Annotated in this window: 25 protein-coding genes; 21 read left to right on the top strand and 4 right to left on the bottom strand. The window is 70.4% G+C overall.

Going from position 1 to position 25192, the window contains the following annotated elements:
- Positions 1–4 precede the first annotated feature (4 nt).
- The gene (gene aspS / locus ACO0LV_RS00985) at positions 5–1855 is read left to right on the top strand and encodes an aspartate--tRNA ligase (RefSeq protein WP_424786272.1); all 1851 of its coding nucleotides are present in this window, start codon (positions 5–7) and stop codon (positions 1853–1855) included.
- Entirely contained in the window at positions 1845–2624 is a 780-nt protein-coding gene (locus tag ACO0LV_RS00980) for a GNAT family N-acetyltransferase (protein ID WP_424785992.1), read from the top strand. The genes aspS and ACO0LV_RS00980 overlap by 11 nt, the downstream gene beginning before the upstream one ends.
- Before the next feature lie 72 nt (positions 2625–2696).
- Here the strand turns inward: ACO0LV_RS00980 and ACO0LV_RS00975 are convergent, their stop codons facing one another.
- Entirely contained in the window at positions 2697–4988 is a 2292-nt protein-coding gene (locus ACO0LV_RS00975; protein ID WP_424785991.1) for an MMPL family transporter, read from the bottom strand.
- A 69-nt stretch (positions 4989–5057) separates the two neighbouring features.
- Here ACO0LV_RS00975 and ACO0LV_RS00970 point away from each other — a divergent pair, with 69 nt between their 5' ends.
- Entirely contained in the window at positions 5058–6425 is a 1368-nt protein-coding gene (locus ACO0LV_RS00970; protein ID WP_424785990.1) for a replication-associated recombination protein A, read from the top strand.
- A gap of 58 nt (positions 6426–6483) precedes the next feature.
- On the opposite strand, the gene ACO0LV_RS00965 is transcribed toward ACO0LV_RS00970, so the two are convergent.
- On the bottom strand, positions 6484–7671 hold the full coding sequence (locus ACO0LV_RS00965) for an MFS transporter (RefSeq protein WP_424785989.1): 1188 nt from the start codon (positions 7669–7671) through the stop codon (positions 6484–6486).
- 295 nt (positions 7672–7966) lie between these two features.
- Between ACO0LV_RS00965 and rpsD the strand changes: the two genes are divergently transcribed.
- The 8 genes from rpsD (at position 7967) to ACO0LV_RS00925 (ending at position 15351) form a co-directional block, all read left to right on the top strand.
- Positions 7967–8593 carry a 30S ribosomal protein S4 gene (rpsD, locus tag ACO0LV_RS00960; protein ID WP_424785988.1) on the top strand — a complete coding sequence of 209 codons (627 nt, stop codon included), beginning with the start codon at positions 7967–7969 and terminating at the stop codon, positions 8591–8593.
- A 123-nt stretch (positions 8594–8716) separates the two neighbouring features.
- Positions 8717–9070 carry a DUF948 domain-containing protein gene (locus ACO0LV_RS00955; RefSeq protein ID WP_424785987.1) on the top strand — a complete coding sequence of 118 codons (354 nt, stop codon included), beginning with the start codon at positions 8717–8719 and terminating at the stop codon, positions 9068–9070.
- On the top strand, positions 9067–9387 hold the full coding sequence (locus tag ACO0LV_RS00950) for a hypothetical protein (RefSeq protein WP_424785986.1): 321 nt from the start codon (positions 9067–9069) through the stop codon (positions 9385–9387). The genes ACO0LV_RS00955 and ACO0LV_RS00950 overlap by 4 nt, the downstream gene beginning before the upstream one ends.
- 52 nt (positions 9388–9439) lie before the next feature.
- Positions 9440–12154 carry an alanine--tRNA ligase gene (gene alaS, locus ACO0LV_RS00945; RefSeq protein ID WP_424785985.1) on the top strand — a complete coding sequence of 905 codons (2715 nt, stop codon included), beginning with the start codon at positions 9440–9442 and terminating at the stop codon, positions 12152–12154.
- Entirely contained in the window at positions 12147–12668 is a 522-nt protein-coding gene (gene ruvX, locus ACO0LV_RS00940; RefSeq protein WP_424785984.1) for a Holliday junction resolvase RuvX, read from the top strand. The genes alaS and ruvX overlap by 8 nt, the downstream gene beginning before the upstream one ends.
- The gene (gene mltG, locus ACO0LV_RS00935) at positions 12665–13849 is read left to right on the top strand and encodes an endolytic transglycosylase MltG (protein ID WP_424785983.1); all 1185 of its coding nucleotides are present in this window, start codon (positions 12665–12667) and stop codon (positions 13847–13849) included. The genes ruvX and mltG overlap by 4 nt, the downstream gene beginning before the upstream one ends.
- A 3-nt stretch (positions 13850–13852) precedes the next feature.
- Positions 13853–14707, top strand: a complete 855-nt coding sequence (locus tag ACO0LV_RS00930) for a shikimate dehydrogenase (protein WP_424785982.1) — start codon at positions 13853–13855, stop codon at positions 14705–14707.
- Positions 14707–15351, top strand: a complete 645-nt coding sequence (locus ACO0LV_RS00925) for a prepilin peptidase (RefSeq protein ID WP_424785981.1) — start codon at positions 14707–14709, stop codon at positions 15349–15351. The genes ACO0LV_RS00930 and ACO0LV_RS00925 overlap by 1 nt, the downstream gene beginning before the upstream one ends.
- Before the next feature lie 44 nt (positions 15352–15395).
- Here ACO0LV_RS00925 and ACO0LV_RS00920 read toward each other — a convergent pair whose 3' ends face one another.
- Both ACO0LV_RS00920 and ACO0LV_RS00915 read right to left on the bottom strand, forming a co-directional pair.
- Positions 15396–16082, bottom strand: a complete 687-nt coding sequence (locus tag ACO0LV_RS00920; RefSeq protein ID WP_424785980.1) for an exonuclease domain-containing protein — start codon at positions 16080–16082, stop codon at positions 15396–15398.
- 3 nt (positions 16083–16085) lie between these two features.
- Positions 16086–17948, bottom strand: a complete 1863-nt coding sequence (locus tag ACO0LV_RS00915; RefSeq protein ID WP_424785979.1) for a DUF294 nucleotidyltransferase-like domain-containing protein — start codon at positions 17946–17948, stop codon at positions 16086–16088.
- Positions 17949–18073: 125 nt separating this feature from the next.
- On the opposite strand from ACO0LV_RS00915, the gene aroC reads away from it, so the two are divergent.
- From aroC to ACO0LV_RS00865, 10 genes are all read left to right on the top strand, one after another.
- Positions 18074–19288 (top strand): chorismate synthase, encoded by a 1215-nt coding sequence (gene aroC, locus ACO0LV_RS00910; protein WP_424785978.1) that lies wholly within the window; start codon positions 18074–18076, stop codon positions 19286–19288.
- On the top strand, positions 19285–19788 hold the full coding sequence (locus ACO0LV_RS00905) for a shikimate kinase (protein WP_424785977.1): 504 nt from the start codon (positions 19285–19287) through the stop codon (positions 19786–19788). The genes aroC and ACO0LV_RS00905 overlap by 4 nt, the downstream gene beginning before the upstream one ends.
- Positions 19785–20873: a 3-dehydroquinate synthase gene (aroB, locus tag ACO0LV_RS00900; RefSeq protein WP_424785976.1), complete on the top strand. Its 1089-nt coding sequence runs from the start codon at positions 19785–19787 to the stop codon at positions 20871–20873. Before ACO0LV_RS00905 ends, aroB begins: the two co-directional genes overlap by 4 nt.
- A 9-nt stretch (positions 20874–20882) precedes the next feature.
- A complete protein-coding gene (locus tag ACO0LV_RS00895; protein WP_424785975.1) occupies positions 20883–21353 on the top strand; it encodes a type II 3-dehydroquinate dehydratase in 471 nt (156 codons plus the stop codon).
- 9 nt (positions 21354–21362) lie between these two features.
- Positions 21363–21992, top strand: coding sequence for a hypothetical protein (locus ACO0LV_RS00890; protein WP_424785974.1), 630 nt, complete (start codon positions 21363–21365; stop codon positions 21990–21992).
- Positions 21989–22450 (top strand): hypothetical protein, encoded by a 462-nt coding sequence (locus ACO0LV_RS00885; RefSeq protein ID WP_424785973.1) that lies wholly within the window; start codon positions 21989–21991, stop codon positions 22448–22450. The genes ACO0LV_RS00890 and ACO0LV_RS00885 overlap by 4 nt, the downstream gene beginning before the upstream one ends.
- 34 nt (positions 22451–22484) lie before the next feature.
- Entirely contained in the window at positions 22485–23048 is a 564-nt protein-coding gene (efp, locus tag ACO0LV_RS00880; RefSeq protein WP_424785972.1) for an elongation factor P, read from the top strand.
- Position 23049: 1 nt separating this feature from the next.
- On the top strand, positions 23050–23523 hold the full coding sequence (nusB, locus tag ACO0LV_RS00875; RefSeq protein ID WP_424785971.1) for a transcription antitermination factor NusB: 474 nt from the start codon (positions 23050–23052) through the stop codon (positions 23521–23523).
- Positions 23524–23642: 119 nt separating this feature from the next.
- Positions 23643–24203: a bifunctional pyr operon transcriptional regulator/uracil phosphoribosyltransferase PyrR gene (gene pyrR / locus ACO0LV_RS00870; RefSeq protein WP_424785970.1), complete on the top strand. Its 561-nt coding sequence runs from the start codon at positions 23643–23645 to the stop codon at positions 24201–24203.
- Entirely contained in the window at positions 24200–25189 is a 990-nt protein-coding gene (locus ACO0LV_RS00865; protein ID WP_424785969.1) for an aspartate carbamoyltransferase catalytic subunit, read from the top strand. Before pyrR ends, ACO0LV_RS00865 begins: the two co-directional genes overlap by 4 nt.
- Positions 25190–25192 lie beyond the last annotated feature (3 nt).

Genomic DNA, 25192 nt, shown 5'->3' with positions numbered 1-25192 from the left:
CCCGTTGCTACGCACCCACTCCGCAGGTGCCCTGCGCACCACCGACACCGGTTCCACCGTGACCTTGGCCGGGTGGGTGGATCGTCGCCGTGACCACGGCGGGGTGGCGTTCATCGATCTGCGTGACGCCAGCGGCATCGTGCAGGTGGTGATCCGGGACGAGGAGGTAGCCCACCCCCTGCGAAGCGAGTACGTGCTCTCGGTCACCGGCACCGTCGGGGCGCGACCGGAGGGCAACGAGAACCCGGCCCTGGCCACGGGTGAGATCGAGGTCACCGCGACCGACGTCGTCGTCCTCAACTCCGCAGCCGCGCTGCCATTCCAGGTCTCCACGGCACTGGAGGAGAGCGCGGCGGTGGGGGAGGAAGCACGGTTGAAGCACCGCTACCTGGACCTGCGCCGCCCGGGCCCGGCGCGCGCGCTGCGGCTGCGCTCGGCGGCGGGCGCGGCGGCCCGGGATGTGCTGGCCGCCCACGACTTCGTCGAGGTGGAGACTCCCACGCTGACCCGGTCCACCCCCGAGGGGGCGCGGGACTTCCTCGTGCCGGCGCGGCTGCAGCCCGGCTCGTGGTACGCACTGCCGCAGAGCCCGCAACTGTTCAAGCAGTTGCTGATGGTGGCCGGGATGGAGCGCTACTACCAGATCGCCCGCTGTTACCGGGATGAGGACTTCCGCGCCGACCGGCAACCGGAGTTCACCCAACTCGACATCGAGATGGCCTTCGTCAGCCAGGAGGACGTGCTCGCCCTCTCGGAACGGATCGTCACTGCCCTCTGGGCGCTCATCGACGTGCCCATCACCACCCCGCTGCCGCGGATCACCTACGCCGAGGCGATGGCCCGCTACGGCACCGACAAGCCGGACCTGCGCTTCGACCTCGAGCTGACCGAGTGCACCGAGTACTTCACCGACACTCCCTTCCGGGTGTTCCAGGCCCCCTACGTCGGCGCCGTGGTGATGCCCGGTGGCGCCGACCAGCCCCGCCGGCAGTTCGATGCCTGGCAGGAGTGGGCCCGCCAGCGCGGGGCCAAGGGCCTGGCCTACGTCACGGTCGGCACCGACGGCACCCTCGGAGGCCCGGTGGCCAAAAACCTCTCCGACACCGAACGGGACGCCCTGGCCGCACACGTGGGCGCCGCACCCGGGGACGCGATCTTCTTCGCCGCCGGACCGGTCAAGGCGTCCCGGGCCCTCCTCGGTGCGGCCCGCGTGGAGATCGCGCAACGGTGCGGGTTGATCGACCACGACGCGTGGTCGCTGCTGTGGGTGGTGGACGCTCCGGTGTTCGAACCCGCCGGTGAGGCCGTCGCTGCCGGGGACGTGGCGGTGGGTACCGGTGCCTGGACCGCGGTGCACCACGCCTTTACCGCACCGAAGCCGGAGTTCCTGGAGACTCTCGAGGACGACCCGGGCGCAGCCCTGGCCCACGCCTACGACCTGGTCTGCAACGGACACGAGATCGGGGGCGGCTCGATCCGGATCCACCAGCGCGAGGTGCAGGAGCGCGTCTTTGCGATCATGGGCCTGTCGGAGGAGGAGGCGAACGAGAAGTTCGGGTTCCTGCTCGAGGCGTTCGCTTACGGCGCGCCCCCGCATGGCGGCATCGCCTTCGGCTGGGACCGGGTGGTGGCGCTGCTGGCCGGTAGCGAGTCGATCCGCGACGTGATCGCCTTCCCCAAGTCCGGCGGTGGGATCGACCCCCTCACCGACGCGCCGGCACCGATCACCGCCCAGCAGCGCAAGGAGGCCGGCGTGGACGCCCGCCCGGCACCGGCAGGTGCGCGTGGCGACGACGGGGATCGGGACGGCGGCAGGGACGAGGGTGCATCCGCGGGAGCAGGCGGTGGGCGGTAGCCCGACCCCGTCCGCACCACCCCTGACCGACCTGCCCGCGCAGTGGGCGCAGCACCCGTTCGTGATCGGGGACCGCTGGCGCTGGCACGAGGCCCGGCACCTGTGCGCCACGGGTGCGCTGGTGGTGGGCATGGCCGCCCGGGCCGGTCACCACCCGGGGCGGGCCCGCTCGATCACGGCGCTCGGGGGTCCCGGCGCGGTGGCCGAGTTGGTGGCGAACCGGAGCGAGGAGGTGCTGCACGGGTTCACGCCGCAGAGCGTGTCACTGCCACCGGGTGCTTGGGACCTGCTGCCGGCCGCTCTCCGTGACCGGTGGAACCTGCCGCGCCGGGGGCGCTGGGACTGGATGTGGACCGAGCAGGTACCACCGGCGCACCCCCTCGAGGACCAAGTGGTGCCCCTGGAGATCCCCCGGCACCTCGGGCAGATCCACGCGGTGCAGGCGGTGGCTTTACCCGGAACCCACTTCGGGCCGGACCGGCCCGGGAGCACCTGGTTCGGCATCTGGCGGGGCGCCGAACTGGCCGCGGTGGCCGGGTCCTTCGACTGGGTGAACGCGGTGCACCTGGGCGGCATCGGAACCCGCCCGGATCTGCGCGGCTCCGGCCTGGGCAGTGCCCTGACCGCCGCCATCACCCGCGCCGGGGTGGCCCGATTCGGGCGGGTCAGCCTCGGTGTGTACGCCGACAACCTTCGGGCCAAGGCGCTCTACGCCCGGCTCGGCTACGCCGTCGGGCATGAACTGGACTCCCGGCACGTCGCCGCCTGAGGCGGCGAGGCACCGCGACGGAACCGCGGGCACCTGAGTTGCCGCGGTCCACCTGGAGGTGGCACGGCGAGATCAGTGCGTGATGCCGAACCGGGCGTACAGGGCGCGCATCGGGCGCGGCGCCCACCAGTTGTAATGACCCAGCAGTGTCATCGAGGCCGGCACCAGCAGCATCCGGACCAGCGTGGCATCGATGAAGACCGTCACGGCCAGGGCCACGCCCGCCTGCTTGATGGCCAGCAGGTCGCCGGCCACGAACCCCAGGAACACCACGATGATGACCAGTGCGGCGGAGGTGATGATCCGCCCGGACCGCTGCAGGCCGTACTTCACCGCGTGATCGTTGTCGCCGGTGGCGTCGTAGATCTCCTTGATCCGGGCGAGCAGGAACACCTCGTAGTCCATCGCCAGGCCGAACCCGAACGCCACTGCCACCGCCACCACGTAGGACTCCAGCCCACCCACCGAGGTGAAGTTGAGCAGGCCCTCCAGATGCCCCTCGGCGAAGATCCAGGTGGTGATCCCCAGCGAGGCAGCCAGCGAGAGCAGGTTCACCACTAGGGCCTTGGCCGGGATCAGCAGGGATCCGGTCATCAGGAAGAGCAGGATGAAGACGGCCAGGACAACCACGGCGGCGGCGTAGGGCAGCCCGTCCAGCAGGGCCTGGGTGAAGTCAACCTGGTTGGCACCCTCCCCGTAGACCCAGAACGTCGGCAGCGACGGCTCGGTTCCGCGCAGTTGCCGGATCTGTTCGACCACGTCCGTGGCCAGGGGACCACCGGGGTCATCGGTATCCACACGCACCCCGAGCAACACGTAGTCCGCGCCGACCTGCTGGCCCGGGTCGATGCCCAGGACCTCGGGGACGTCGGTGATCCGGTCACCCAGGCCGTCCGCCTCGGCCTCGGTGCCCTCCACCAGCACCCCCATCGTGGGCGCTGCGGCCAGCGGGTAATCCTCATTCACGATCGTCAGGAAGTCGCGTTGGTCGGAGTCGCTGGGCAGCAGTTCGGTGGTGGAGTTGCGCAACTGCAGGTTCATCAGCGGTGAGGCGGCCAGCACCAGCAGCATCGAGACCAGCACCAGCACCAGCCACGGACGGCGTTGCACCCGTCCGGCCAGGCGGGAGAACATCCCATCGGCCGGGGGCACGTCGCCCAGACCCGCCACGATCCGCCGCAGGCCGGGGACGCGCCGCAGCAGCGGCGGTTTCAGCATCCGCCGGCCCATGAGCACCAGGAGGGCCGGCACCAGCGTGATGGCGGTGAGTAGGGCGATCAACACCACCGCCACGCCGGCCGCTCCCAGGGAGCGCAGGATGTCCGGGCGCAGCAGTAGCAGGCCTAGGATCGAGATCGCGACGATCAGGGCCGAGTAACTCACCGTGCGGCCTGCAGTCCTCAGCGTGGCCCGGACGGCGGTCCGCACCACGTCATCGCCCCCGGTGGAGCGGCGCCGTCGCCGGCGGGCGGGTACGGCGTCGGCCGCGGCGGCCGCGGCGGACAGCTCGGCGCTATGGGCGTGGAAGAGTTCCTCCCGGAAGCGCGAGACGACCAGCAGGCCGTAGTCGATGGACAGGCCCAGACCCAGGATGGTCACCACGTTGACCACCACCGAGTCCAACTCGATCACGTGGCTGAACGCCAGCAGCGCTCCCAATCCGCCGGCGATGGAGGCGAGCGCGCCGGCCAGGGGCATCCCGGCGGCCAGGAAGCCACCGAAGACCACCACCATGATCAACAGCGAGACCGGCAGGGCGACCAGCTCCCCGGTGATCAGGTCCCGCTCCATCTGGGAGATCACCGCCTCGGTCATCAGGTCGCTGCTGGCCACGATCCCGGAGGCCACCGGTGAGACCCGTCCGGGGAAGTCCCGCAACAGGTCGGTGACCTCGGCCACCGCGGTGTCGTGCACCTCGGGGTCCAGGCCGACCTGCAGGGTGACTGTGAGCAGGAACCCGTCGGCGTCGGCCGAGGTCAGTGCCGCCGCCCGGGGATCGGACAGCCCGCCGGGGAACACGAACGGGCTGAGGACGCCGTCCACCCCATCGATGTTGAGCAACCGGGAGTTCAGCGTCGCTGCGGCCCGGCCGGCCTCGGCCACCCCGTCGGGGTTGTCCAGATCCAACCCCAGCACGATCAGGGAGATCTCCTCGCCGCTGGGGGAGTGCTCATCGAGGAGTTCGCGGGCCTCGGTGCTCTCCGAACCCGGCACGGTCGGCTCCCCGGAGTGCAGCCGCTCGAACAGGCCCTGGCCACCGAAGCCGGTCATCGTCAGCGTGAAGAGGAACGCCGTGAGGAGGAACCACGCCAGGACGATCCTGCGCGGATAGCGGGCTGCCAGCCGCCCCAGTCGGTCGAACACGATGTGATTCTATGGCGGCCGGGGCGCGCGCGGGACCGGTGCCGTCACGGGGCAGCCTAGGCTTGGGTCGTGGACCTGTTCGACTCAGTCAGCACCGATGAGGCCGGGGTGCCCCAGGTGGATGACCGGGCACCGCTGGCGGTGCGAATGCGCCCCGCCGGAATCGATGAGGTGCTCGGCCAGGACCACCTGCTGGCCCCGGGCGCCCCGCTGAACCGCCTGGTGACGCCGTCGGAGGCGGGCTCGCTGCCGCCGTCGTCGGTGATTCTTTGGGGTCCGCCCGGTACCGGAAAGACCACTATCGCCTACCTGGTGGCACGTGCCGGTGGGCGGCGGTTCGTCGAACTCTCCGCCGTGACCGCCGGGGTCAAGGACGTTCGGGCGGTGATCGATGACTCCCGGCGCCGGCTGGCCGGCAGCGTGGAGACGGTGTTGTTCGTCGACGAGGTGCACCGGTTCTCCAAGACCCAGCAGGACGCGCTGCTGCCGGCGGTGGAGAACCGGTGGGTCACCCTGGTGGCGGCCACCACCGAGAACCCGAGCTTCTCGGTGATCTCCCCGCTGCTGTCCCGGTCGTTGATGCTCACCCTGCACCCACTCGCGCCCGAGCACGTCGACGAGTTACTCACCCGGGCCCTGGCCGACGAGCGTGGTCTGAAGGGCCGGTTCAGCCTTGCCGCCGACGCCCGGGCGCACCTGCGCCGGCTGGCCGGTGCGGATGCGCGCAAGGGCCTGACGATCCTCGAGGCCGCCGCGGGCACCGCCAGCGCCGGCGGGCAGACCGAGATCGACCTGTCCGCGGTGGAACGGGCCATCGACGTGGCCGCGGTGGCCTACGACCGGGCCGGGGACCAGCACTACGACGTGGCCTCGGCACTGATCAAGTCGATGCGTGGCTCCGACGTCGATGCCGCGCTGCACTACCTCGCCCGGATGGTCCACGCCGGGGAGGATCCGCGTTTCATCGCCCGGCGGATCGTGATCGCGGCGAGTGAGGAGGTCGGCATGGCCGACCCGAGCGCGCTGCAGACCGCGGTCGCCGCCGCGCAGGCGGTGGCGATGATCGGGATGCCCGAGGCCCGCATCATCCTGGCCCAGGCGGTGGTGCACGTGGCCACCGCCCCGAAGTCCAACCGCTCCTACCGCAGTATCGACGCCGCGCTGGCCGATGTGCGGGCCGGCCGGTCCGGTTCGGTCCCGGTGCACCTGCGCGACACCCACTACGCCGGCGCGGAGCGCCTGGGTCACGGCGCCGACTACGTCTACGCCCACGACCAACCGCACGCGGTCGCCGCCCAGGAGTACCTGCCGGAGGAGTTGCGCGGTGCGCGGTACTACCGGCCCAGCGACCGCGGATACGAACGCTCCATCAGCGAGCGCCTGGAGAGGATCGAGACCTTGCTCGGCCGCACCGAGCCGGAGGCACCCGACACCTAGTCCGATCACACCGGGGTGAACGGGACCCATCCCGCCGGGTGGTGCGCCCCGGCCCCGCTCAGGGGTCCGTGCGACCCGGGTCGCGGGGGATGAACAGCGCGCCCAGCACCCCGATGATCGCGATACCGACGAACACCGGCAGCCGGGTGCCGGTGGCCTCGGTCACGAACCCGGCGATGACCGGGCCCACGGCCGAACCCAGCCCCCAGATCATCGAGTACAACCCCAGGAACAACCCGATCAGGCGCACCTGCACCACCTGGGCCGAGTAGATGCTCTCCAGGGTCGAGGAGGCACCGACGGAGGCACCGGCGACGACGGCGAAGGCCACGGCCACCACCACATTGCCCGAGACCAGCAGCAGCAGGGAGGAGGCGCCCACCAACGCCAAGCCCACCTGGAACACCTGCCGGGCGCCGTACCGGTTCACCAGCCACGGCAGTGGCAGCCTGCCGAGCAATTGGAACAAGCCGCGCAGGCCGGCCAACGCCGACGCCAGCCCGAGGACGAGACCGGCGGAGACCATCGCCGGGACCTGGTAGAGGAACAGCACCGAGGAGGCCACCCCGGAGCACACCGCCACGTATAGCAGGCGGCGCATCGTCTCATCTCGGATCGATTCGGCAAGAGCGGCCCGCAGTGTGCCCGCTTCGCCCCGGGAGACCCCGCTGCCCGACGGGCTCACCGCGGCCCCGAACAGGAAGCTCCCCGTGACCAGCACCCCGGACAGCACCATCGCGGGTCGCCAACCCCAAGCCTGGGCAACGAAACCCAGCAGCGGCAGGAACACCGGGCTGGCGAAGGCGCCCCACATGGTGTTGACGGTGATCGCCCGGGTCCGATCGGCCGGGACCCGCCGGGCGATCGTCGCGTGCACCACGGTGTAGTAGCCGGCAGTGCCGACGAAGCCCTGGGTCAGGACCGCCCCGGCACCGAAGGCCAGGGGCGTGTGGGCGGTGACCACGAGGGCGGTGCCGGCGATCACTCCGGCCGCGGACACCACGAAGACAGGCCGCGGCCCCACGGTGTCCACCACCCGGCCGGCGGTGACGGTGCCCAGCCCCACCGCGAGCATGCCGATGCCGTAGGCCGATGACAGCACCGACTCGCTCCACCCGGTGTCGACGCGGATCGGTTCCAGTAGCACCCCGTACCCGTACAGCCATGAACCGAAGGCACAGATGACCACCAGGCCGAAGGCGATCGTGGTGGTCAGCGGGAGTCGATCCGGCCGTGCTTGCCTCACGCGGGCCACTATCGCACGGCCGTGGGCGGGTCCCGCGCTGGGGGAGGCCGCCGGGCCGACCGGCCGGCCCGGGTGAGCACCACCACGTCCGAGGCTGATCGAACGGCGTGCCACGGTGCGCTAAACTAGGGAAGTTGCCCAGTCCGGGCACACCTGGGGTCCTAGCCAGCAGCGGCGAGAATCGACCGGCCGAGACAGCCGGTGTCCTTCCGCTCAGAGTCGGCCCCACACCCGCGCCGCCAGCGGATCCGCGGGTGTGACGTCACGAGAACACGACAGGAAGAACACAACACACATGGCCAGCAAGAACCAAACCCGCCGTCAGGTCCGGCTCTCCCGGGCCCTGGGTATTCCCCTGACCCCCAAAGCGGTCAAGTACTTCGAGAAGCGACCCTACCCGCCGGGTGAGCACGGCCGCGCTCGCCGCCGGACCGAGTCCGACTACGCCGTACGACTGAAGGAGAAGCAGCGTCTGCGCGCCCAGTACGGTCTGCGTGAGGCTCAGATGCGCCGCGCCTTCGAGGAGGCACGCCGCGAGCAGGCCCTGACCGGTGAGTCCCTGGTGGAGTTGCTGGAGATGCGTCTGGACGCCCTGGTGCTGCGCGCCGGGTTCGGCCGCACCATGGCCCAGGCCCGTCAGGCTGTGGTGCACCGTCACATCCTGGTGGACGGCAGGGTGGTGGACCGTCCCTCCTACCGGGTCAAGCCCGGTCAGGTGGTGCAGGTCAAGCCCCGCAGCCAGACCATGGTGCCGTTCCAGGTCGCCGCGGCCGGCGCCCACCGGGACGTGCTGCCCGAGGTTCCGGCCTACCTGGACGTGCAGTTGGAGAAGCTCAGCTTCGAACTGGTGCGCCGACCCAAGCGGGTCGAGGTCCCGGTCACCGCCGACGTGCAACTGGTGGTGGAGCACTACTCCCGCTGATCCCGCGGGCACCCGATCTGTCCGGCGCCCTGGTTCATGGCCCTTGCCGTGTACCGGGGCGCCGGTGTCTATAACCCGGGTAGTGTCTGACCAGTTGCCCGGATCGTGAGTATTGGAGGAGTCATGTCCGTAGGAGACATCGCCGGCCTGATCGCTGCCGTGGCGTTCGTGGCGTTGGTGGGGTTTCTGGCCGTGCCGATCCTCAAACTCGGGCGGGTGCTGGACGAGGCCCGCCTCTCGGTCCGGAACATCACCACCCAGACACTGCCGGTCATCGATGAGACCGCCGAGACGATCCGCTCCACCAACAGTCAGTTGAGCAAGGTGGACACCGTCACGACCGCGGCCGCGGAGGTGAGCACGAACGTCTCGGCCCTGACCTCCCTGGTGGCCGCCACCATCGGCGCTCCCCTGGTCAAGGTGGCCGCGTTCTCCCTGGCGGTCCGGTCCATGTTCGGCCGCAAGGGAACGCCGTGAAGCGCCTCTTCTGGATCGGCGTGGGAGTCGCGGCCTCGGTGGTGGTGCTGCGCAAGGTCCAGCAGGTGAACAGCCAGATCGGCGAGGTCGCCCACGCCGTCAGTCCCGCCGGCATCGCCGACTCGGTGTGTTCAATGGCTCGCAACCTCAAGGAGGCCGTCACCACCCTGCGTGAGTCGATGGCCGAGAACGAGGCGGCCCTGTCTGCGGCCCTGCTGCCCAGCGAAGCAGAACAGGAGCGCGCCCGGGCCCACCGTCGCTCCGCCCGGGCCGAGGAGCCCCGCGGCTGGGACGACGACGAGGACGCCTTCTTCTGACGCCGGGCCATCCCCCTGACGATCGACAAACCAGAGCACCCATCGAGGACGTATGCGTACCGCCGAGATCCGCAACCGCTGGCTGGAGTTCTTCCGGCAGCGTGACCACGCGATCGTGCCGAGCACGTCGCTGGTCTCGCCCGACCCGTCGATCCTGTTCACGATCGCCGGGATGGTGCCGTTCATTCCCTACATCCTGGGCACCCAGAAGGCACCCTGGCCGCGCGTGGCCAGCGTGCAGAAGTGCCTGCGCACCAATGACATCGAGAACGTGGGCCGGACCACCCGGCACGGCACGTTCTTCCAGATGCCCGGCAACTTCTCCTTCGGTGACTACCACAAGGAAGGGGCGATCAACCTTGCCTGGGAACTGCTGACCGGCTCGGTCGAGTCCGGTGGCTACGGGTTCGATGCGGACCGTCTCTGGGTGACGTTGTGGGACCAGGACGCCGAGTCCTTGGAAGTGCTCACGAAGGGTCTGGGCCTGGACCCGGGCCGCATCGTGCGCCTGCCCCAGCAGGAGAGTTTCTGGGACACCGGACAGGGCGGCGGGCCGGCCGGTCCGACGGCGGAGTGGCACTACGACCGCGGCCCCGAGTACGGTCCCGAGGCGGCCGGCGGTGCCCAGGCGGTCTGGCCCGGCAGCACCGAGGGCGAGGACCGCTACATCGAGGTGTGGAACCTGGTCTTCGATGAGTTCATCCGGGGGGAGGGCACCGGCAAGGACTACCCGCTGGTCGGGACGTTGGAGCAGAAGTCCATCGACACCGGCGCCGGCCTGGAACGGATCGCCTACCTGCTCCAGGGCAAACAGAACATGTACGAGATCGACGAGGTCTTCCCGGTCATCTCCCGGATGGAGGAGATCTCCGGCAAGCGCTACGGCGCCGACCCCGAGAGTGACGTGCGGCTGCGGGTGATCGCCGACCACGTGCGTTCGGCCCTGATGGTCATCGGTGACGGCGTCCGTCCGGGCAACGAGGGCCGTGGGTACGTACTGCGGCGCCTGGTGCGCCGCGCCGTGCGGGCCGCACGGCTGCTCGGTGTGGACACGGCCGCGCTGCCCGAACTGCTCCCGGTCTCGCGTGACGCGATGAGCCCGTCCTACCCCGAACTGGCGCAGGACTTCGACCGGATCAGTCAGGTCGCCTACGCCGAGGAGGAGGCCTTCCTGCGCACACTCACTACCGGGACCACCATCCTGGACACCGCGGTGTCGCGCGCACGGTCCGAATCCGGCTCGGGAACCCCGGAACTGTCAGGAGACCAGGCGTTCGCACTGCACGACACCTACGGTTTCCCGATCGACCTGACCTTGGAGATGGCCGCCGAGCAGGGTGTCCGCGTGGACGAGGCCGGGTTCGCCGACCTGATGGCACAGCAGCGCCAACGCGCCCGTGCCGATGCCTTGGCGAAGAAGACCGGCCAGGTCGAGGTCGCCACCTACGCCGACCTGGCTCGCCGGCTCGATGCACCGGTGCAGTTCCTCGGGTACACCGACGCCGTGGCCGAGGCCCGTGTGATCGGGCTGCTGGTGGACGGCGAACCCGTGCGTTCGGCCCAGGCGCCGGCCGATGTGGAGGTGGTGCTGGACCGTACCCCCTTCTACGCCGAGGCCGGCGGTCAGCTCGCCGACCAGGGCACCATCAACTTCTCCGGCGGCGGGATCGTCGACGTCGCCGACGTGCAGAGCCCGGTCACCGGGCTGTCGGTGCACCGTGGCCGGTTGCTGGAGGGCACCCTGGCGCTGGACGAGACCGGCGTGGCCGCGATCGACACCGAGCGCCGCCGCCAGATCGCCCAGGCCCACACCGCCACCCACATGGTGCACAAGGCGCTGCACGAGTTCCTGGGCACCCAGGCCACCCAGGCCGGATCCGAGAACGCCCCGTCCCGGATGCGGTTCGACTTCCGGCACGGCTCGGCAGTACCCGCTTCGGTGGTCTCCGAGATCGAGGAGCGGGTCAACCTGCGCCTGATCGAGGACCTTGACGTCACCGACGAGGTGATGAGCCAGGACGAGGCGCGCGAGCAGGGGGCCATCGCGCTGTTCGGGGAGAAGTACGGCGACCGGGTCCGGGTGGTCTCCATCGACGGGGACTGGTCCAAGGAACTGTGCGGAGGCACCCACGTGCGCCGCTCCGGCGAGGTCGGGCAGGTGACCCTGCTCGGGGAGTCCTCGATCGGCTCCGGGATCCGTCGCGTCGATGCCCTGGTGGGTTACGGCGCCTACGCCCAGGGAGCCAAGGAGCGCGTGCTGCTGGGCCAGCTCACGCAACTGGTCGGGTCACGGCCGGAGGAGCTGCCCGAGCGGATCTCGGGCCTGCTGGGCAAGCTCAAGGAGAGCGAACGGGAACTGGACAAGATGCGTTCGGCCCAGTTGCTGGCCGGGGCCGGGGAACTGGCCGGACGCGCCCGGAAGGTCGGTACGGTGCAGGTGGTCGCCGCCGACACCGGACAGATCTCCGGTACCGACGCACTGCGCTCGCTGGTCCTCGACGTGCGCGAGCGGCTGGGCGCCGACACCCCGGCGGTCGTGGCGCTGGCCGGGGTCAGCAACGACCGTCCGGTCATCGTGGTGGCCACCACGGGGCCGGCCCGTGCTGCCGGCGTCAAGGCCGGCGCCCTGGTGCGTACCGCGGCCCGGGTGCTCGGCGGCGGTGGCGGCGGTAAGGATGAGATCGCCCAGGGCGGCGGTACCGACCCGGGGGCGGTAGGCGCCGCACTGTCCGCACTGATCAGCGATCTGGGCGGTGATGATGCCTGAGACGCCAGACCATCCGGCCCCGGTGCGCACCGGCGTGCGTCTCGGCGTGGACGCCGGCAAGGTCCGGGTGGGCCTGGCGTTGTCGGACCCCGAGGGCTTGCTCGCCACGCCCGACCGAACCCTGGTACGGGCCCGGGACGACGACGGCGTGGCCGCGATCGCGCAGCAGGTCGCCCAGGCCGGGGTGATCGAGGTCGTGGTCGGCCTGCCCCTGCACATGTCGGGTCAGGAGGGAACTGCGGCCCGGGATGCCCGGACGTACGCCGCAAGGGTTGCAGCCGCGATCGCCCCCGTACCGGTGCGCCTGGTCGACGAGCGGTTGAGCACCGTCACCGCGCACGCCCAACTTCACAGCGCCGGGCGGCGTCAGAAGCAACACCGCAAGGTGGTGGACCAGGTCGCGGCCACTGTGATCCTGCAGAGCGCCCTGGACGCCATGCGTGGCGGTCGGGAGGTCGGTGAAGTCGTTAAGGTGTGTGAGGATCCACCGGTCGATGAGGAGGCGCGGACGTGACCGACTTGTTCGATGAACAATTCGGCACCGAGGAGACCCCCGCTGCCGAGACATCCACCGGGCAGCGCCGGGCCAGTCGGGAGCGTGCCGCGAAGCGCCGGGCCCAGCGGCGGCGCAACGCTATCACCTTCGTGGTGATGGTCGCATCGATCGCGCTGCTGTTGGGCGGTGCGTTCGTGTTGATCCGCCCCCTGTTCCAGGGGTCTCCGGAGGAGCCGGAGGTCACCGACTTCCCCGGTCCGGGATCCGGCGAGGTCGAGGTCGTGGTGAACACCGGCGACACTGGCACCGACATCGGGCGCACACTAGTGGAGGCCAACGTGGTGGCCACCGTCGGCGCCTTCACCGAGGCGTACAACAACAACCCCCAGGCCGTCCAGATCCAGGCCGGCACCTACACCATGCGCGAGGAGATGGCCTCGGTCGATGCGGTGCAGGCACTGCTGGACCCCGGCAGTCGCGCGGACCTGACCGTGACCATCCCGGAGGGCTGGCGGGCAACCCAGATCTACGAACGTGTCGCCGCCCGGCTGGAGGTGCCGCTGGAGGATGTGGAGGTCGCCGCCGAGGAGTTCGCAGCCGCCGAACTCCCGGATGCGGCCGAGGGTGAGATCGAGGGTTGGCTGTTCGCGTCCACCTACACCGTGGAGACCGACACCGAGCCGGCGGAACTGCTGCAGCAGATGGTTGACCTGACCGTGCGCCAGCTGGAGGAGCGCGAGGTCCCCGAGGACGAGTGGCAGGACACCCTGATCATTGCCTCCATCCTGGAACTGGAGGTGAACAACCCCGAGCACTGGGGCCAAGTGGCCCGCGTGGTCGAGAACCGCCTGGCCGGCTGCTCCGGTGACGGCACCCTGGGGATGGACACCACCTACGCCTACGGTCTGAACAAGCCGGCCTGGGAGATCACCCGCAGTGAGTGGCAGGAGGACCACCCCTACAACACCCGTCGCGTGGCGGGCCTGCCCCCCACCCCGATCGGTGCACCGGGCGAACCGGCTATCGACGCTGTGCTGAACCCGCCGGAGGGTGACTGGTGCTACTTCGTCACCGTCAACCCCAACACCGGCGAGACCCGGTTCACCGACGACATCGACGAGCACCGGCAGAACCAGGAGTTGTACCGGGAGTGGCTCGCCCAGCAGGACGGGGACGAGGACGAGGACGGCGAGGACTGAGCAATGCCCGACCCGCGCCGCGCAGCGGTGCTCGGCCATCCGGTGGCGCACTCGCTCTCACCGGTGCTGCACCGGGCCGCCTATGCCGAACTGGGCCTGACCCACTGGACGTATGAGCGGCACGACGTGACCGAGGATCGGTTCACCGCTTTCCTTACCGGGCTCGATCCCAGCTGGGCCGGGCTGTCGGTGACGATGCCCCTGAAGCAGGTGGCGCTGCGCTCGGTGGATCACATCGAGCCGCTCGCCGAGGTGGTCGGGGCGGTCAACACCGTGCTGTTCCCCGGTGGCGGGGTCCGGGTAGGAACGAACACCGACGTATACGGCATCGTGACCGCACTGACAGAGGTGGCGCCCACACAGTGGCAGCCGCGTACCGGGGTGATCCTGGGTGGGGGAGCCACTGCGAGTGCAGCGTTGGCGGCGCTGGGCCAGCTGGGAATCACCTCCCCTGCGGTGGTGGTGCGCTCACCCGGGCGCGCAGGCGCCGTGGTGCGGGCCGCGGCACGGATGGGGGTGTCGCCGTCGTTGCTCACCTGGGGCACACCCAGGGCCGACGAGGCGCTGCTGCGCGCCGACGCGGTGGTCAGTACCGCACCCCGGGGCGCCGCGGACTCCCTGGTCCCGTTGATCCTCGAGGCCGATGTGCATGCCGAGCAGGTGCTCCTGGACGTGGTGTACGACGGCTGGCCGACCGCGATGGGCCGCGCCTGGGCCGCGCGGGGCGCGCCGGTGGCCGGCGGGCACCTGATGCTGCTGCACCAGGGGGTGGAACAGGTGCGCCTGATGACCGGACGCAGCGCACCGACCGAGGTGATGCGCGTTGCGTTGGAGCGGGCACTGGCGGAGCGGTCCTGATGGGGCCGGTGGTGGTCGTCGGAGTGGCCGGGATGTTCGGCCTGACCGCGATGGCGCTCACCCCCTGGCTGGTCTCCCTGGCCCGGACCGAGTCGGTCTGGTTGCGCAGCGGGCTGCACCCGCTGTTGGCGACGCTGGGTGGTGCCGGGGCGGCCTCCTGGGCTGATAGCGTGTTGGAGCTTCTCGTGCTGGGTACAGTGGCACTGGCCTGTTCCCTGCTGGTGGTGGTGGACCTGGCCGCGCACCGGTTGCCCGACATCCTCCTCACTCCGCCCTATCCGATCGCGCTGGGCTGTTTCGCGGTGCTTGGTGTCGTGGAGGGGGACTACTCCGACCTGTGGCGTTCCGTTCTCGCCGGTGCGGCACTGGCCGCCGGCTACCTGGTGCTCGCGCTGATCTCTCCTTCCGGGATGGGGATGGGGGATGTGAAGCTCGCCGGCCTGCTCGGCGTGGTGCTCGGTTGGTACGGCTGGGAGGAGGTACTCACCGGCACGATCGCTGCGTTCGTGCTCGGGGGGTTGTTCGCCGTGGGTTTACTGGTCACGGCCCGGGCCGACCGGAAGACCCAGGTGGCGTTCGGACCATGGATGATCCTCGGGTCAGTGGTGGGCCTGGTCTGGGGCGGCGCGGTATTCGGCGGATGAGGAGACAAGGGTCATGACGGCGCACCGGCCCGCAAGCCGACGGCTCAGCGGAGCCTGAGCGTCCGCAGTGTCGGCCCGCCCGAGGTGCCCCAGTGGGAGAGTTGGGCCAGGAACAACTCGGCGCAGGCGATCGCGTCGGTCAAGGCGTCGTGGGCGGCGTACCGGGGCAGCCCGTACCGCCCGCGCGCCGCCGCCAGGTTCAGGCCCGTGTTCTCCTGATCGCCCCGGTGCCAGCCCAGGATCCGGCGCTGCAGCGCGAGCGTGTCGATCACCGGCGGCACGAACGGGGCGCCGTACAGCAGTTCGCACGCACGGGAGAGCAGGGTGGTCTCGATGGTGGCGTGGTGGGCTACCAGGACCCGTCCGCTGCATGCGTGCAGCATCTGTTCGACCGCCTCCGGCAGCGGCGCTCCGGCGGCCACCACATCGTCGGTGAGGCCGTGCACGGTCACGTTCGGCCCCACCTCCCGGCCCGGGTTGACCACCACCCGGCGGCCGCGGCCGAGCAGGATGCGCCGTTCCTGCACCGGCACCCAACCGATGCTGAGGATGTCGGCGGAGTCCAGGTCCAGACTCGTGCACTCCAGATCCAGGGCCAGCACGGCGAGGTCGCCGGCGGGGGTGGAGTCCGCGGGCGCCGGCTCGCGGTAGTAACGCGCCAGGGGACCGCGTGCATCCTGTGCGGCCCTGGCCCGGCGGCGATGCAGGGAGTCGGCGAACCAGGTGACCATGATCTAGGAGACCATCTCGGTGCGGTACAGGTAGGGGAGCGTGGCCTGGACGCGCCGCACCACGGCGAAGGCACCCTTGAGGTGGCGTCGTTCGAACGGGGACAACTGCGCGGGCAGTACCCGGGAGTTCAGCGACTGCCCGCGCGCATGCTGCTCGACCTGGTGCCTGGTGCGCAGGGCGGTGACGAACTCGTGGGCATCGACCAGATCCGCGGCGTGGTCCGCCGAGAGAACTCGGGTACCGGCCGCGGCCTGCAACCGGTCCACGGTGCTCAGCGCACGCCGTCCCAAGGCCAGCGCGGACAGCCGGGCGATCTGGGTGATCGGCGCCAGTGCGCCGGCCTTGATGTCCAAGGTGGCACGCTGCTCTCCCGATCGCTCCAGGACGAACTCGCGGAAGAATCCCAGTGGGGGCTTGGTCCGCTGGGCGGCATGGGCGAGGTGGGCCAGGAAGAGCCGGGATTGCGGGGCCCGTTCGAGCTCGACCTGTCGGATCGGCTCGAACAGGGAACGATCGCCGGACACCGGGCGCATGTCGAAGAAGATCTGGGCGTGCAACAAGGCCTGCGGCTCCGGATCCCCGATCCAGTGGATGAGGTAGTTGCGCCACTGGTCCACCGGAACCCGGAACCGGGGGTTGGTGGCCATGATGTCGCCCGGGCACCTCGGGTACCCACTGGCTTCCAGGCCATCGACCACACGCTCGGCCAGTTCGGCGAAGTAGCGGCTCTCGGCACGGTCCGGCCTGCGGGCCAGGACCAGGGCGTTGTCCTGGTCCGAGTGCAACCCGGTCTCCATCCGGCCCTGGGACCCCAGGACCACCCAGCAGTACCGCATCGGGGGCGGGCCCAGGTCGGATTCGGCCAGGTGCAGCAACCGGCGGGTGACGCCGTCGGCCACCGCGGTGATCAGCCGCGACACATCACCCGGCGCGGCGTGCGTACTCGTGGCGGAACTGACCACCTGCGGTAGCCGCGAGACCACCGCCGCCAGGGCGCGCGTCGAGGTCTGCTTGGTGATCTCGGTCAGCAACAGGGTGGGGTTGTCGCGGGCCAAGCGCATCAGGTCCCCGGCGGTGATGACACCGAGGAGCCCGCCGTTGTGGATCACCGGGAGGTGATGGAAGCCGTGCAGGGTCAACTCTGCCAGCGCCTCCATCGCCAGCCGGTCCGAGGGGATCGTGACCGGGTCGGGCGTCATCACCGTCGAGACCGCGGTGGAGACCGGCAGGCCACGGGCCACCACCCGCGAGCGCACGTCCCGGTCGGTGAAGATCCCGACCAGGTCCTGCTTCTCCGTGACCAGGAGCGCGGAGACCCCTTCTGCCTCCATCAAATCGGTGGCCTCGGCAACGGTGGCCGTCGGGGTGGTGGTGACCGGGGCGCGGTGCACGAGTTGACTGATCCGGGTCCGCAGCAATGCGCTGCCCGGGTCCTGCACGTGGACGGTGGGAACCGTATCGCGCAGCCGGCCCACCTGCTGGCGCATGAAGAACTGGGCGAACGCATCCGATCGCGCCATCAACCGCCGGAAGTCCCGGGCGGGCAGCAGGTAGCACAGCGAGTCCTCCACCGCCACGATCCGGTAGAGCGAGGGACCGGCGGTCAGCACCGAGGACAACCCGAACGAACTGCCCGGCTCGTCCCGATCGGCCAGGGCACCCAGGGAGTCCAGGATGTCCACGGCCCCGGAGCGCAGGATGTGCACGTAATCGTTCCCCGCTCCGAGCTCGACCACGACCGTTCCGCGTCGGAAGTAGGCCACCTCCAGGGACCGGGGCAGTTCGTCCAGCAGTTCGGGGGGGAGATCCTGGTACGGCTCGTGTGCGGCCAGGAAGTCCCGGATCTCGGCCAGTTCGGCGTCCATGTCCCGATCCAACCGCATCGATCGTGCCGGGGCGATCCGCCGTGCCGTCGGGGAGCCGGCACCGGCCTGGTCCACAGCGCGGACGGCGGGTGATCGGGCCGGACCCGGCGTGGGAGGATGGACGGATGCTCAGATGGTTGACCGCAGGCGAGTCCCACGGACCGGCGCTCGTCGGGGTGATCGAGGGAATCCCGGCAGGGGTGGAACTGACTACCGCGCAGATCCAGGACCGCCTGGCCCGGCGCCGGCTGGGGTACGGCCGGGGCGCGCGCATGTCGTTCGAGGCCGATGCGGTGCGACTGCTCGGTGGGGTGCGCCATGGCCGGACCCAGGGTGGACCGGTGGCGATCGAGATCGGTAACAGCGAGTGGCCCAAGTGGGAGCACGTGATGGCGGCCGACCCTGTCGATCCGGCGCTGCTGCAGGTGGACGCCGGGACCGGTGACGCCCGCGAGGTGGCCCGCAACAGGCCGCTGACCAGGCCCCGGCCCGGCCACGCCGACCTGACCGGGATGATCAAGTACGGCTTCGACGAGGCCCGGCCGGTGCTCGAGCGGGCCTCAGCGCGTGAGACCGCCACCCGGGTTGCCCTCGCCACCGTGGCCGAAGCCCTGCTGCGGCAGAGCGCGGGGATCGAACTGGTCTCCCAGGTGGTGGCCGTGGGTGAGGTGGAACTGCCGGACGACGCCGCGCGCCCCACCCCGGCGGACGTGCCGGCGCTGGACGCCGATCCGATCCGGTGCTTCGACCCGGAGACCTCGGCGAGGATGGTGGCCGAGATCGACGCCGCGAAGAAGGACGGGGACACCCTCGGGGGAGTGGTGGAGGTACTGGCCTACGGACTGCCGCCCGGGCTGGGCTCCTACGTGCACGGGGACCGCAAGCTCGACGCCCGCCTCGCGGGCGCGCTGATGGGCATCCAGGCGTTCAAGGGCGTGGAGATCGGTGACGGTTTCGCCACCGCGCGACGGCGTGGCTCCGCGGCCCACGACGAGATCGAGCGGGTCGGTGGCCGCGTTCGGCGGCGCACCAACAGAGCCGGCGGCATCGAGGGCGGGATGAGCAACGGGGAGGTGCTGCGGGTGCGTGGGGCGCTGAAGCCGATCTCCACCGTGCCTCGCCCGCTGGACACCATCGACACCACCAGCAGCGAGGCGGCCAAGGCCATCCACCAGCGCAGCGACGTCTGCGCCGCTGCGCCCGCGGCGGTGATCGCCGAGGCGATGGTGGCGCTGGTGCTGGCCGAGGCGCTGACGGAGAAGTTCGGCGGCGATTCCCTCCCCGAGATCCGCCGCAACCTCGAGCATTACCTGCAGACGATCCCGGAGCACCTGCGATGACCGCCGCGGTGCTGGTCGGCCCGCCGGGCGCGGGAAAGTCCACCATCGGACGCATGGTCGCCGAGGTGCTCGAGGTTCCGTTCGCCGACACCGACGCCATCGTGGAACAGACCTCCGGGCGGACCATCTCCGACATCTTCATCGTCGATGGCGAGGAGACCTTCCGGGAGATGGAACGCCGCGCGGTCCAGGAGGCGTTGGCCACCCACGAGGGCGTGCTGGCCCTGGGCGGTGGCGCGATCCTCGACGAACGCACCCGCGCCGATCTGGCTGCGCATACGGTGGTCTTCCTGTCCGTGGGCCTGGCCGATGCGGCCAAACGGGTCGGGCTGAACACCGCCCGCCCGCTCCTCGTGGGCAGCCCGCGCCGCCAGTGGCAGGAGTTGATGCAGGCCCGGCGCCCGCTCTACCTGGAGGTGGCCGACGCGGAGGTCTCCACCGCAGGGTTGAGCCCCACCCAGTCCCGCGATGCGATCCTGGCGGTGCTGGAGCACCGATGAACACCGTCTGGGTCGATGCCGAGCACCGCTACCCGGTGCAGGTGGGAACCGGGTTGCGCACCGCGCTGCCCGGGCACCTGCCCGGCGCAGCCGCCCAGGTGCTGCTGGTGCACGCCCGGGCACTGGGCGGCGCCGCCGCCGACCTGGCCGACCAGGTGCGGGCCACCGGTCGCAGCGTGGTGTCGATGGAACTGCCGGACGGCGAGGCCGCCAAGGAACTACCGGTGATCGCCCGGGCGTGGGACCTGCTCGGCGAGCACGCGTTCACCCGCACCGACGTCGTCGTCGGCCTGGGTGGGGGTGCGGTCACCGATGTGGCCGGGTTCATCGCCGCGTCCTGGTTGCGGGGCGTGGGGGTGGTGCACCTGCCCAGCACGTTGCTGGGGATGGTGGACGCTGCGGTGGGAGGCAAGACCGGGATCAATACCGCGGCCGGGAAGAACCTGGTGGGCGCCTTTCACTCACCGCTGGCGGTGTTGTGCGACACCGCCCTGCTGGGCACCCTGCCCGAGGCGGACCTGCGTGCCGGGATGGCCGAGGTGGTCAAGTGCGGATTCATCGCCGACCCGGCGATCCTGGAATTGATCGAGTCCGACCCCGCTGCGGCACTGGACCCGGCCGGTGCGGTCCTGACCGAGCTGGTGCACCGGGCGATCACGGTGAAGGCCCGGGTGGTCAGCGCCGATCTGCGCGAGGCCGACCAACGCGAGATCCTCAACTACGGGCACACCCTGGCCCACGCGATCGAGAACGCCGAGTCATACCGGTGGCGCCACGGCGACGCGGTCGCGGTGGGGATGGTCTTCGCGGCCGAACTGGCCTGGCGCACCGGCCATCTTGGTGCGGACGTGCTGGAGCGGCACCGTCGGGTCCTGACGAGTCTCGGGCTTCCGATCCACTACGACGGGGCGCCCTGGACACGGCTGGCCGAGGCGATGCGCCGCGACAAGAAGGCCCGGGGCGGTGTGCTGCGGTTCGTGATCCTGGAGGGCATCGGTGCCCCGGTACGGCTGCAGGGCCCGGACGAGGAGGAACTCGTGGCCGCATTCGAGTCGGTCAGCACCTCCGGGGCTGTGGCGCCCTAGGATTCGAGGGTGGCTACCGTGCTGGTCCTGAACGGACCCAACCTGTCCCGGCTGGGCGCCCGGGAGCCCGAGATCTACGGGCGCTGGGACGCCGAGCGTCTCCGTTCCGCCGTGACCGGGTGGGCCGCGGACCTGGGCCTGAGCGTGCAGTGGCACCAGAGCGATGACGAGGCCGAACTGGTGCGGTTGCTGCACACCGCAGCCGATGACGGCACCGACGTGGTCATCAACCCGGCCGCCTTCACGCACTACTCCTATGCGCTGCGCGACGCGGCCAAACAGGTCACCGACGCCGGCGGGCGGTTGATCGAGGTGCACCTGTCCAACCCGGCGAGCCGGGAGGTCTTCCGACACACCAGCGTCATCGCCGGTGTGGCCTCGGGCACCGTAGCCGGGTTCGGGGCGCACTCCTACCGGCTTGCCCTGCATGCGTTGGGCGATAAAGGACAAAACCTTGATTTGATCGAATCAAGCCTCTAGCCTGTTCACATGTTTGTCATCACGGCTGACCAGGACGCCTCCAGCAGGACCGGTGACAAGGTCGAGCAGATTCTGCGGCGGATGGCCCGGGCGATCCCGGCCCAGGACGTGGTGCTGCCGTTCCAGCGGACGGTGGGCGATGAGATCCAGGCGGTGTTCGACTCCGCGCCGGTGGTGCTGGCTTCCGCGCTGGAGCTGACCCGGGCCCAGGATTGGGCGGTGGGCATCGGTATCGGTGCGGTGGACCTGGCCGAGGAGGCCCGATCCTCCTCCGGCGCGGCGTTCGTGTGCGCCCGCACCGCGGTGGAGCGGGCCAGCAGCAAGGCGGTCACCGTACCGCTTGCGGTGGTGGCCGACGGCGTCGATGAGGGGGCCGCCGATGAGGCCGAGGCGCTCGTGCAGCTTCTCGCAGCAGTGGTGCGCAGGCGCAGCGACGCCGGATGGGAGGTGGCCGACCTCCTGCGCGACGGCGCCGGGAGTCAGCGGGCGGTTGCGACCGAACTGGGCATCACCCCGCAGGCGGTCGGGCAGCGGCTGCGGGTGGCGCTGTGGAGCGAGGAGCAGGCGGTGCACCCACTCGCCGCACGCCTGCTGGCCGGACTGGACCGGTCCGCCGACGCCCACGGGGAGGGGCGATGACGGTGCTGTTCACCGTACTGGTGGTGCTGGCGGCACTGTGTTTGTCGGCCGGGGTGGGTTACCCGGTGACGGTCTGGGTGCTTCGACGAGCCGAACGCGTCGATCGGGCAGAACGCGTCGACGGGGAAGCCGAGGTCCCTGCCGACGATGGCCCTCCTGCCGCGGCCGGTGCTGCGCACCCCGGGGCTTGCCGTGCACCGATGATGCGCCCGGAAGAGGTGCTGCGCGGGGGCACCTGGATCGGCATCTTGGAGCGACTGGCGATCACCGGAGCCATTCTGGCCGGGTACCCGGCCGCGATCGCCGTGGTCGTCGCGGTCAAGGGGCTGGGCCGCTTCCCCGAACTCAACACCGCCACGGGGGTCTCCGAACGCTTCATCATCGGCACCCTCGCCTCAGGACTCTGGGCGGCCGCGGTGGGCCTGGGCGCACTGTGGGGCCTGGACGCGTTAGGCTGAGGCGCCCTTTCCCCTCCACGACGAAGGACCACGTGTGGCCACGACGAACGACCTGAAGAACGGCATGGTGCTCAAGATCGACGGACAGTTGTGGTCCGTGGTCGAGTTCCAGCACGTCAAGCCCGGAAAGGGACCGGCCTTCGTGCGTACCAAGATCAAGGGCGTGCTCTCCGGCAAGACGGTCTCCAAGACCTTCAATGCCGGTGTGAAGGTGGAGACCGCCAACGTCGACAAGCGGGACATGCAGTACCTGTACGCCGACGGCGAGGACTACGTCTTCATGGACACCAGTGACTACGAGCAGTTCCCGGTATCGGCCTCGATCGTGGGCGATGCCGCGAACTTCATGGTCGAGGGCCAGGAGGTCATCGTGGCGATGCACGACGGGACCCCGCTGTACGTGGAGCTCCCGCCGTCGGTGAACCTGACCATCACCTATACCGAGCCCGGCCTGCAGGGCGACCGTTCCTCCGCCGGGACCAAGCCGGCCACGCTGCAGACCGGATACGAGATCCAGGTACCGCTGTTCGTAAACGCCGACACCACGGTGAAGGTGGACACCCGGAGCGGGGAGTACCTCGGTCGCGTGAGCGGCTGAGGTGAGCGCCCGCAGCAAGGCCCGCAAACGGGCCCTCGACGTGCTCTACGAGGCCGATCAGCGCATCCGCAGTTCCGCCGGCGAGGGAGGCGGAGAGGGCGCACCCCCGGTTGGCGACGTGCGGGCGGTGATGATCCAGGTCCTGGCGGACCGAATCGCCCACCCGGGTACGCAGACCTCGCTGCCGGAGTACTCGGTGCAGATCGTCGAAGGCGTCGCTGAGCACGTGGACCGCATCGATGAGGCGCTGAGCACCTTCTCCCAGGGCTGGACCCTGTCCCGGATGCCGGCCGTGGACCGGGCCGTGCTGCGGCTGGCGAGCTGGGAGATCCTCTATCACGAGGAGGTCCCCGACGCGGTCGCGATCGATGAGGCGGTGCGGCTGGCCAAGTCGCTGTCCACCGATGAGTCACCGGCGTTCGTCAACGGGTTGCTCGGACGGATCGCGCAGATGGGTTCCAGCCTGCTGGATTGAGACGGGTCGAGGTCCGGACACTTCCCGGGCGGCGTGATCGCCTCCGGCGAGGCGGTAGGGTGTTCCTCGGCACTGATCCTTTAAGCCCGTCCCGTGAGGCGGGGAAGGAGGCACGCCGGATGAACTCTGGCAGCCCAGGGACCGAGGTTCTCGGTCCCGGCGATATCTCCCGGGCACTGACCCGGATCGCGCACGAGATCCTGGAACGCAACAAGGGCGCAGCGGACGTGGTGCTGCTGGGCATCCCCACCAGAGGTGTCCCACTGGCGCAGCGACTGGGCCGCCGCATCGTGGAGGCCGAACCCGACCTCGGCCCGGCCGGGAACACCGAGCAGTTGGTCGGTGCGGTGGACATCACGATGCACCGTGACGATCTGCGCATCAACCCGACCCGGGCGCTGACCCCCACCCACCTGCCGGCACGGGGTATCGACGACGTCGTCGTCGTGCTGGTCGACGACGTGCTCTACTCCGGCCGTACCGTACGCGCGGCCCTGGACGCGATCTCTGACCTGGGCCGTCCGCGTGCGGTCCAACTGGCGGTCCTGGTGGACCGCGGACACCGGGAGCTGCCCATCCGAGCCGACTACATCGGCAAGAACCTGCCGACCTCACGCGCAGAGCGGGTGAGCGTGCACCTGGAGGAACTGGACGGGCGGGACGCGGTGGTACTGGCATGAGGCATCTGCTCTCCACCGCCGACCTGTCCCGGGCCGAGGCGATCGGGATCCTCGATACCGCCGAGACGATGGCCCAGACCCAGTCGCGCCAGATCAAGAAGTTGCCGGCGCTACGTGGCCTGACCGTGGTGAACCTGTTCTTCGAGGACTCCACCCGGACCCGGATCTCCTTCGAGGCGGCTGCGAAACGGCTGTCCGCTGACGTGATCAACTTCTCAGCCAAGGGATCCTCGGTGTCCAAGGGCGAGTCGCTCAAGGACACCGCGATGACACTGCAGGCCATGGGTGCCGACGCGGTGGTGATCCGGCACGGTGCCTCCGGCGCTCCGCACCGGCTCGCGCGCGCGGGGTGGATCGACGCCCCGGTGCTCAACGCCGGCGACGGCGCGCACCAGCATCCCACGCAGGCCCTGCTCGACGCTTTCACGATGCGCCGGCGCCTGCTCGGCGGGCAGCCGCGCGGGGCGGACCTGGCCGGGCGACGGGTGGTGATCGTGGGGGATGTGCTGCACTCCCGGGTGGCGCGGTCCAACGTGGACCTGCTGCACACCCTGGGGGCGCAGGTGCTGCTCGTGGCGCCGCCCACGCTGCTCCCGGTGGGGGTGCGGGCCTGGCCCTGCCAGGTCACGTTCGACCTGGACGCCGCGATCGCGGACTTCGAACCCGATGCGATCATGACGCTGCGCGTGCAGCGGGAGCGGATGTCCAGCGCGGGGGGAGGCTTCTTCCCTTCTCCGATGGAGTACGCACGGCGTTACGGCCTGGACGCCACCCGGGTGAACGCCCTGCCCGAGCACGCGATCATCATGCACCCCGGACCGATGAACAGGGGCCTGGAGATCAGCGCCGCGGCCGCGGACTCACCGCGTTCGACGATCGTGGAACAGGTCACCGGCGGTGTCGCGGTGCGGATGGCAGTGCTCTACCTGCTGCTCGCCGGCGCCGATCCGTCCGTCCGAACCGAAGTCTCGCTAGAGGAGTCCTGAGTC

This window comes from Pseudactinotalea sp. Z1739, assembly GCF_049725055.1.
Classification (GTDB): Bacteria; Actinomycetota; Actinomycetes; order Actinomycetales; family Beutenbergiaceae; genus CALKWS01.
This window is presented reverse-complemented; position numbering and strand designations above follow the sequence as displayed.

What these genes read in the sequence shown, in the direction of transcription:
- ACO0LV_RS00915 (WP_424785979.1), bottom strand. Translation starts at nt 17,948, where the DNA reads ATGGACGCCGAACTGGCCGAGATCCGGGACTTCCTGGCCGCACACGAG.
- ACO0LV_RS00925 (WP_424785981.1), top strand. Translation starts at nt 14,707, where the DNA reads ATGGGGCCGGTGGTGGTCGTCGGAGTGGCCGGGATGTTCGGCCTGACC.
- alaS (WP_424785985.1), top strand. Translation starts at nt 9,440, where the DNA reads ATGCGTACCGCCGAGATCCGCAACCGCTGGCTGGAGTTCTTCCGGCAG.
- ACO0LV_RS00930 (WP_424785982.1), top strand. Translation starts at nt 13,853, where the DNA reads ATGCCCGACCCGCGCCGCGCAGCGGTGCTCGGCCATCCGGTGGCGCAC.
- ACO0LV_RS00890 (WP_424785974.1), top strand. Translation starts at nt 21,363, where the DNA reads ATGTTTGTCATCACGGCTGACCAGGACGCCTCCAGCAGGACCGGTGAC.
- ACO0LV_RS00885 (WP_424785973.1), top strand. Translation starts at nt 21,989, where the DNA reads ATGACGGTGCTGTTCACCGTACTGGTGGTGCTGGCGGCACTGTGTTTG.
- ACO0LV_RS00920 (WP_424785980.1), bottom strand. Translation starts at nt 16,082, where the DNA reads ATGGTCACCTGGTTCGCCGACTCCCTGCATCGCCGCCGGGCCAGGGCC.
- ACO0LV_RS00955 (WP_424785987.1), top strand. Translation starts at nt 8,717, where the DNA reads ATGTCCGTAGGAGACATCGCCGGCCTGATCGCTGCCGTGGCGTTCGTG.
- aroB (WP_424785976.1), top strand. Translation starts at nt 19,785, where the DNA reads ATGAACACCGTCTGGGTCGATGCCGAGCACCGCTACCCGGTGCAGGTG.
- ruvX (WP_424785984.1), top strand. Translation starts at nt 12,147, where the DNA reads ATGCCTGAGACGCCAGACCATCCGGCCCCGGTGCGCACCGGCGTGCGT.
- ACO0LV_RS00865 (WP_424785969.1), top strand. Translation starts at nt 24,200, where the DNA reads ATGAGGCATCTGCTCTCCACCGCCGACCTGTCCCGGGCCGAGGCGATC.
- ACO0LV_RS00905 (WP_424785977.1), top strand. Translation starts at nt 19,285, where the DNA reads ATGACCGCCGCGGTGCTGGTCGGCCCGCCGGGCGCGGGAAAGTCCACC.
- rpsD (WP_424785988.1), top strand. Translation starts at nt 7,967, where the DNA reads ATGGCCAGCAAGAACCAAACCCGCCGTCAGGTCCGGCTCTCCCGGGCC.
- pyrR (WP_424785970.1), top strand. Translation starts at nt 23,643, where the DNA reads ATGAACTCTGGCAGCCCAGGGACCGAGGTTCTCGGTCCCGGCGATATC.
- aroC (WP_424785978.1), top strand. Translation starts at nt 18,074, where the DNA reads ATGCTCAGATGGTTGACCGCAGGCGAGTCCCACGGACCGGCGCTCGTC.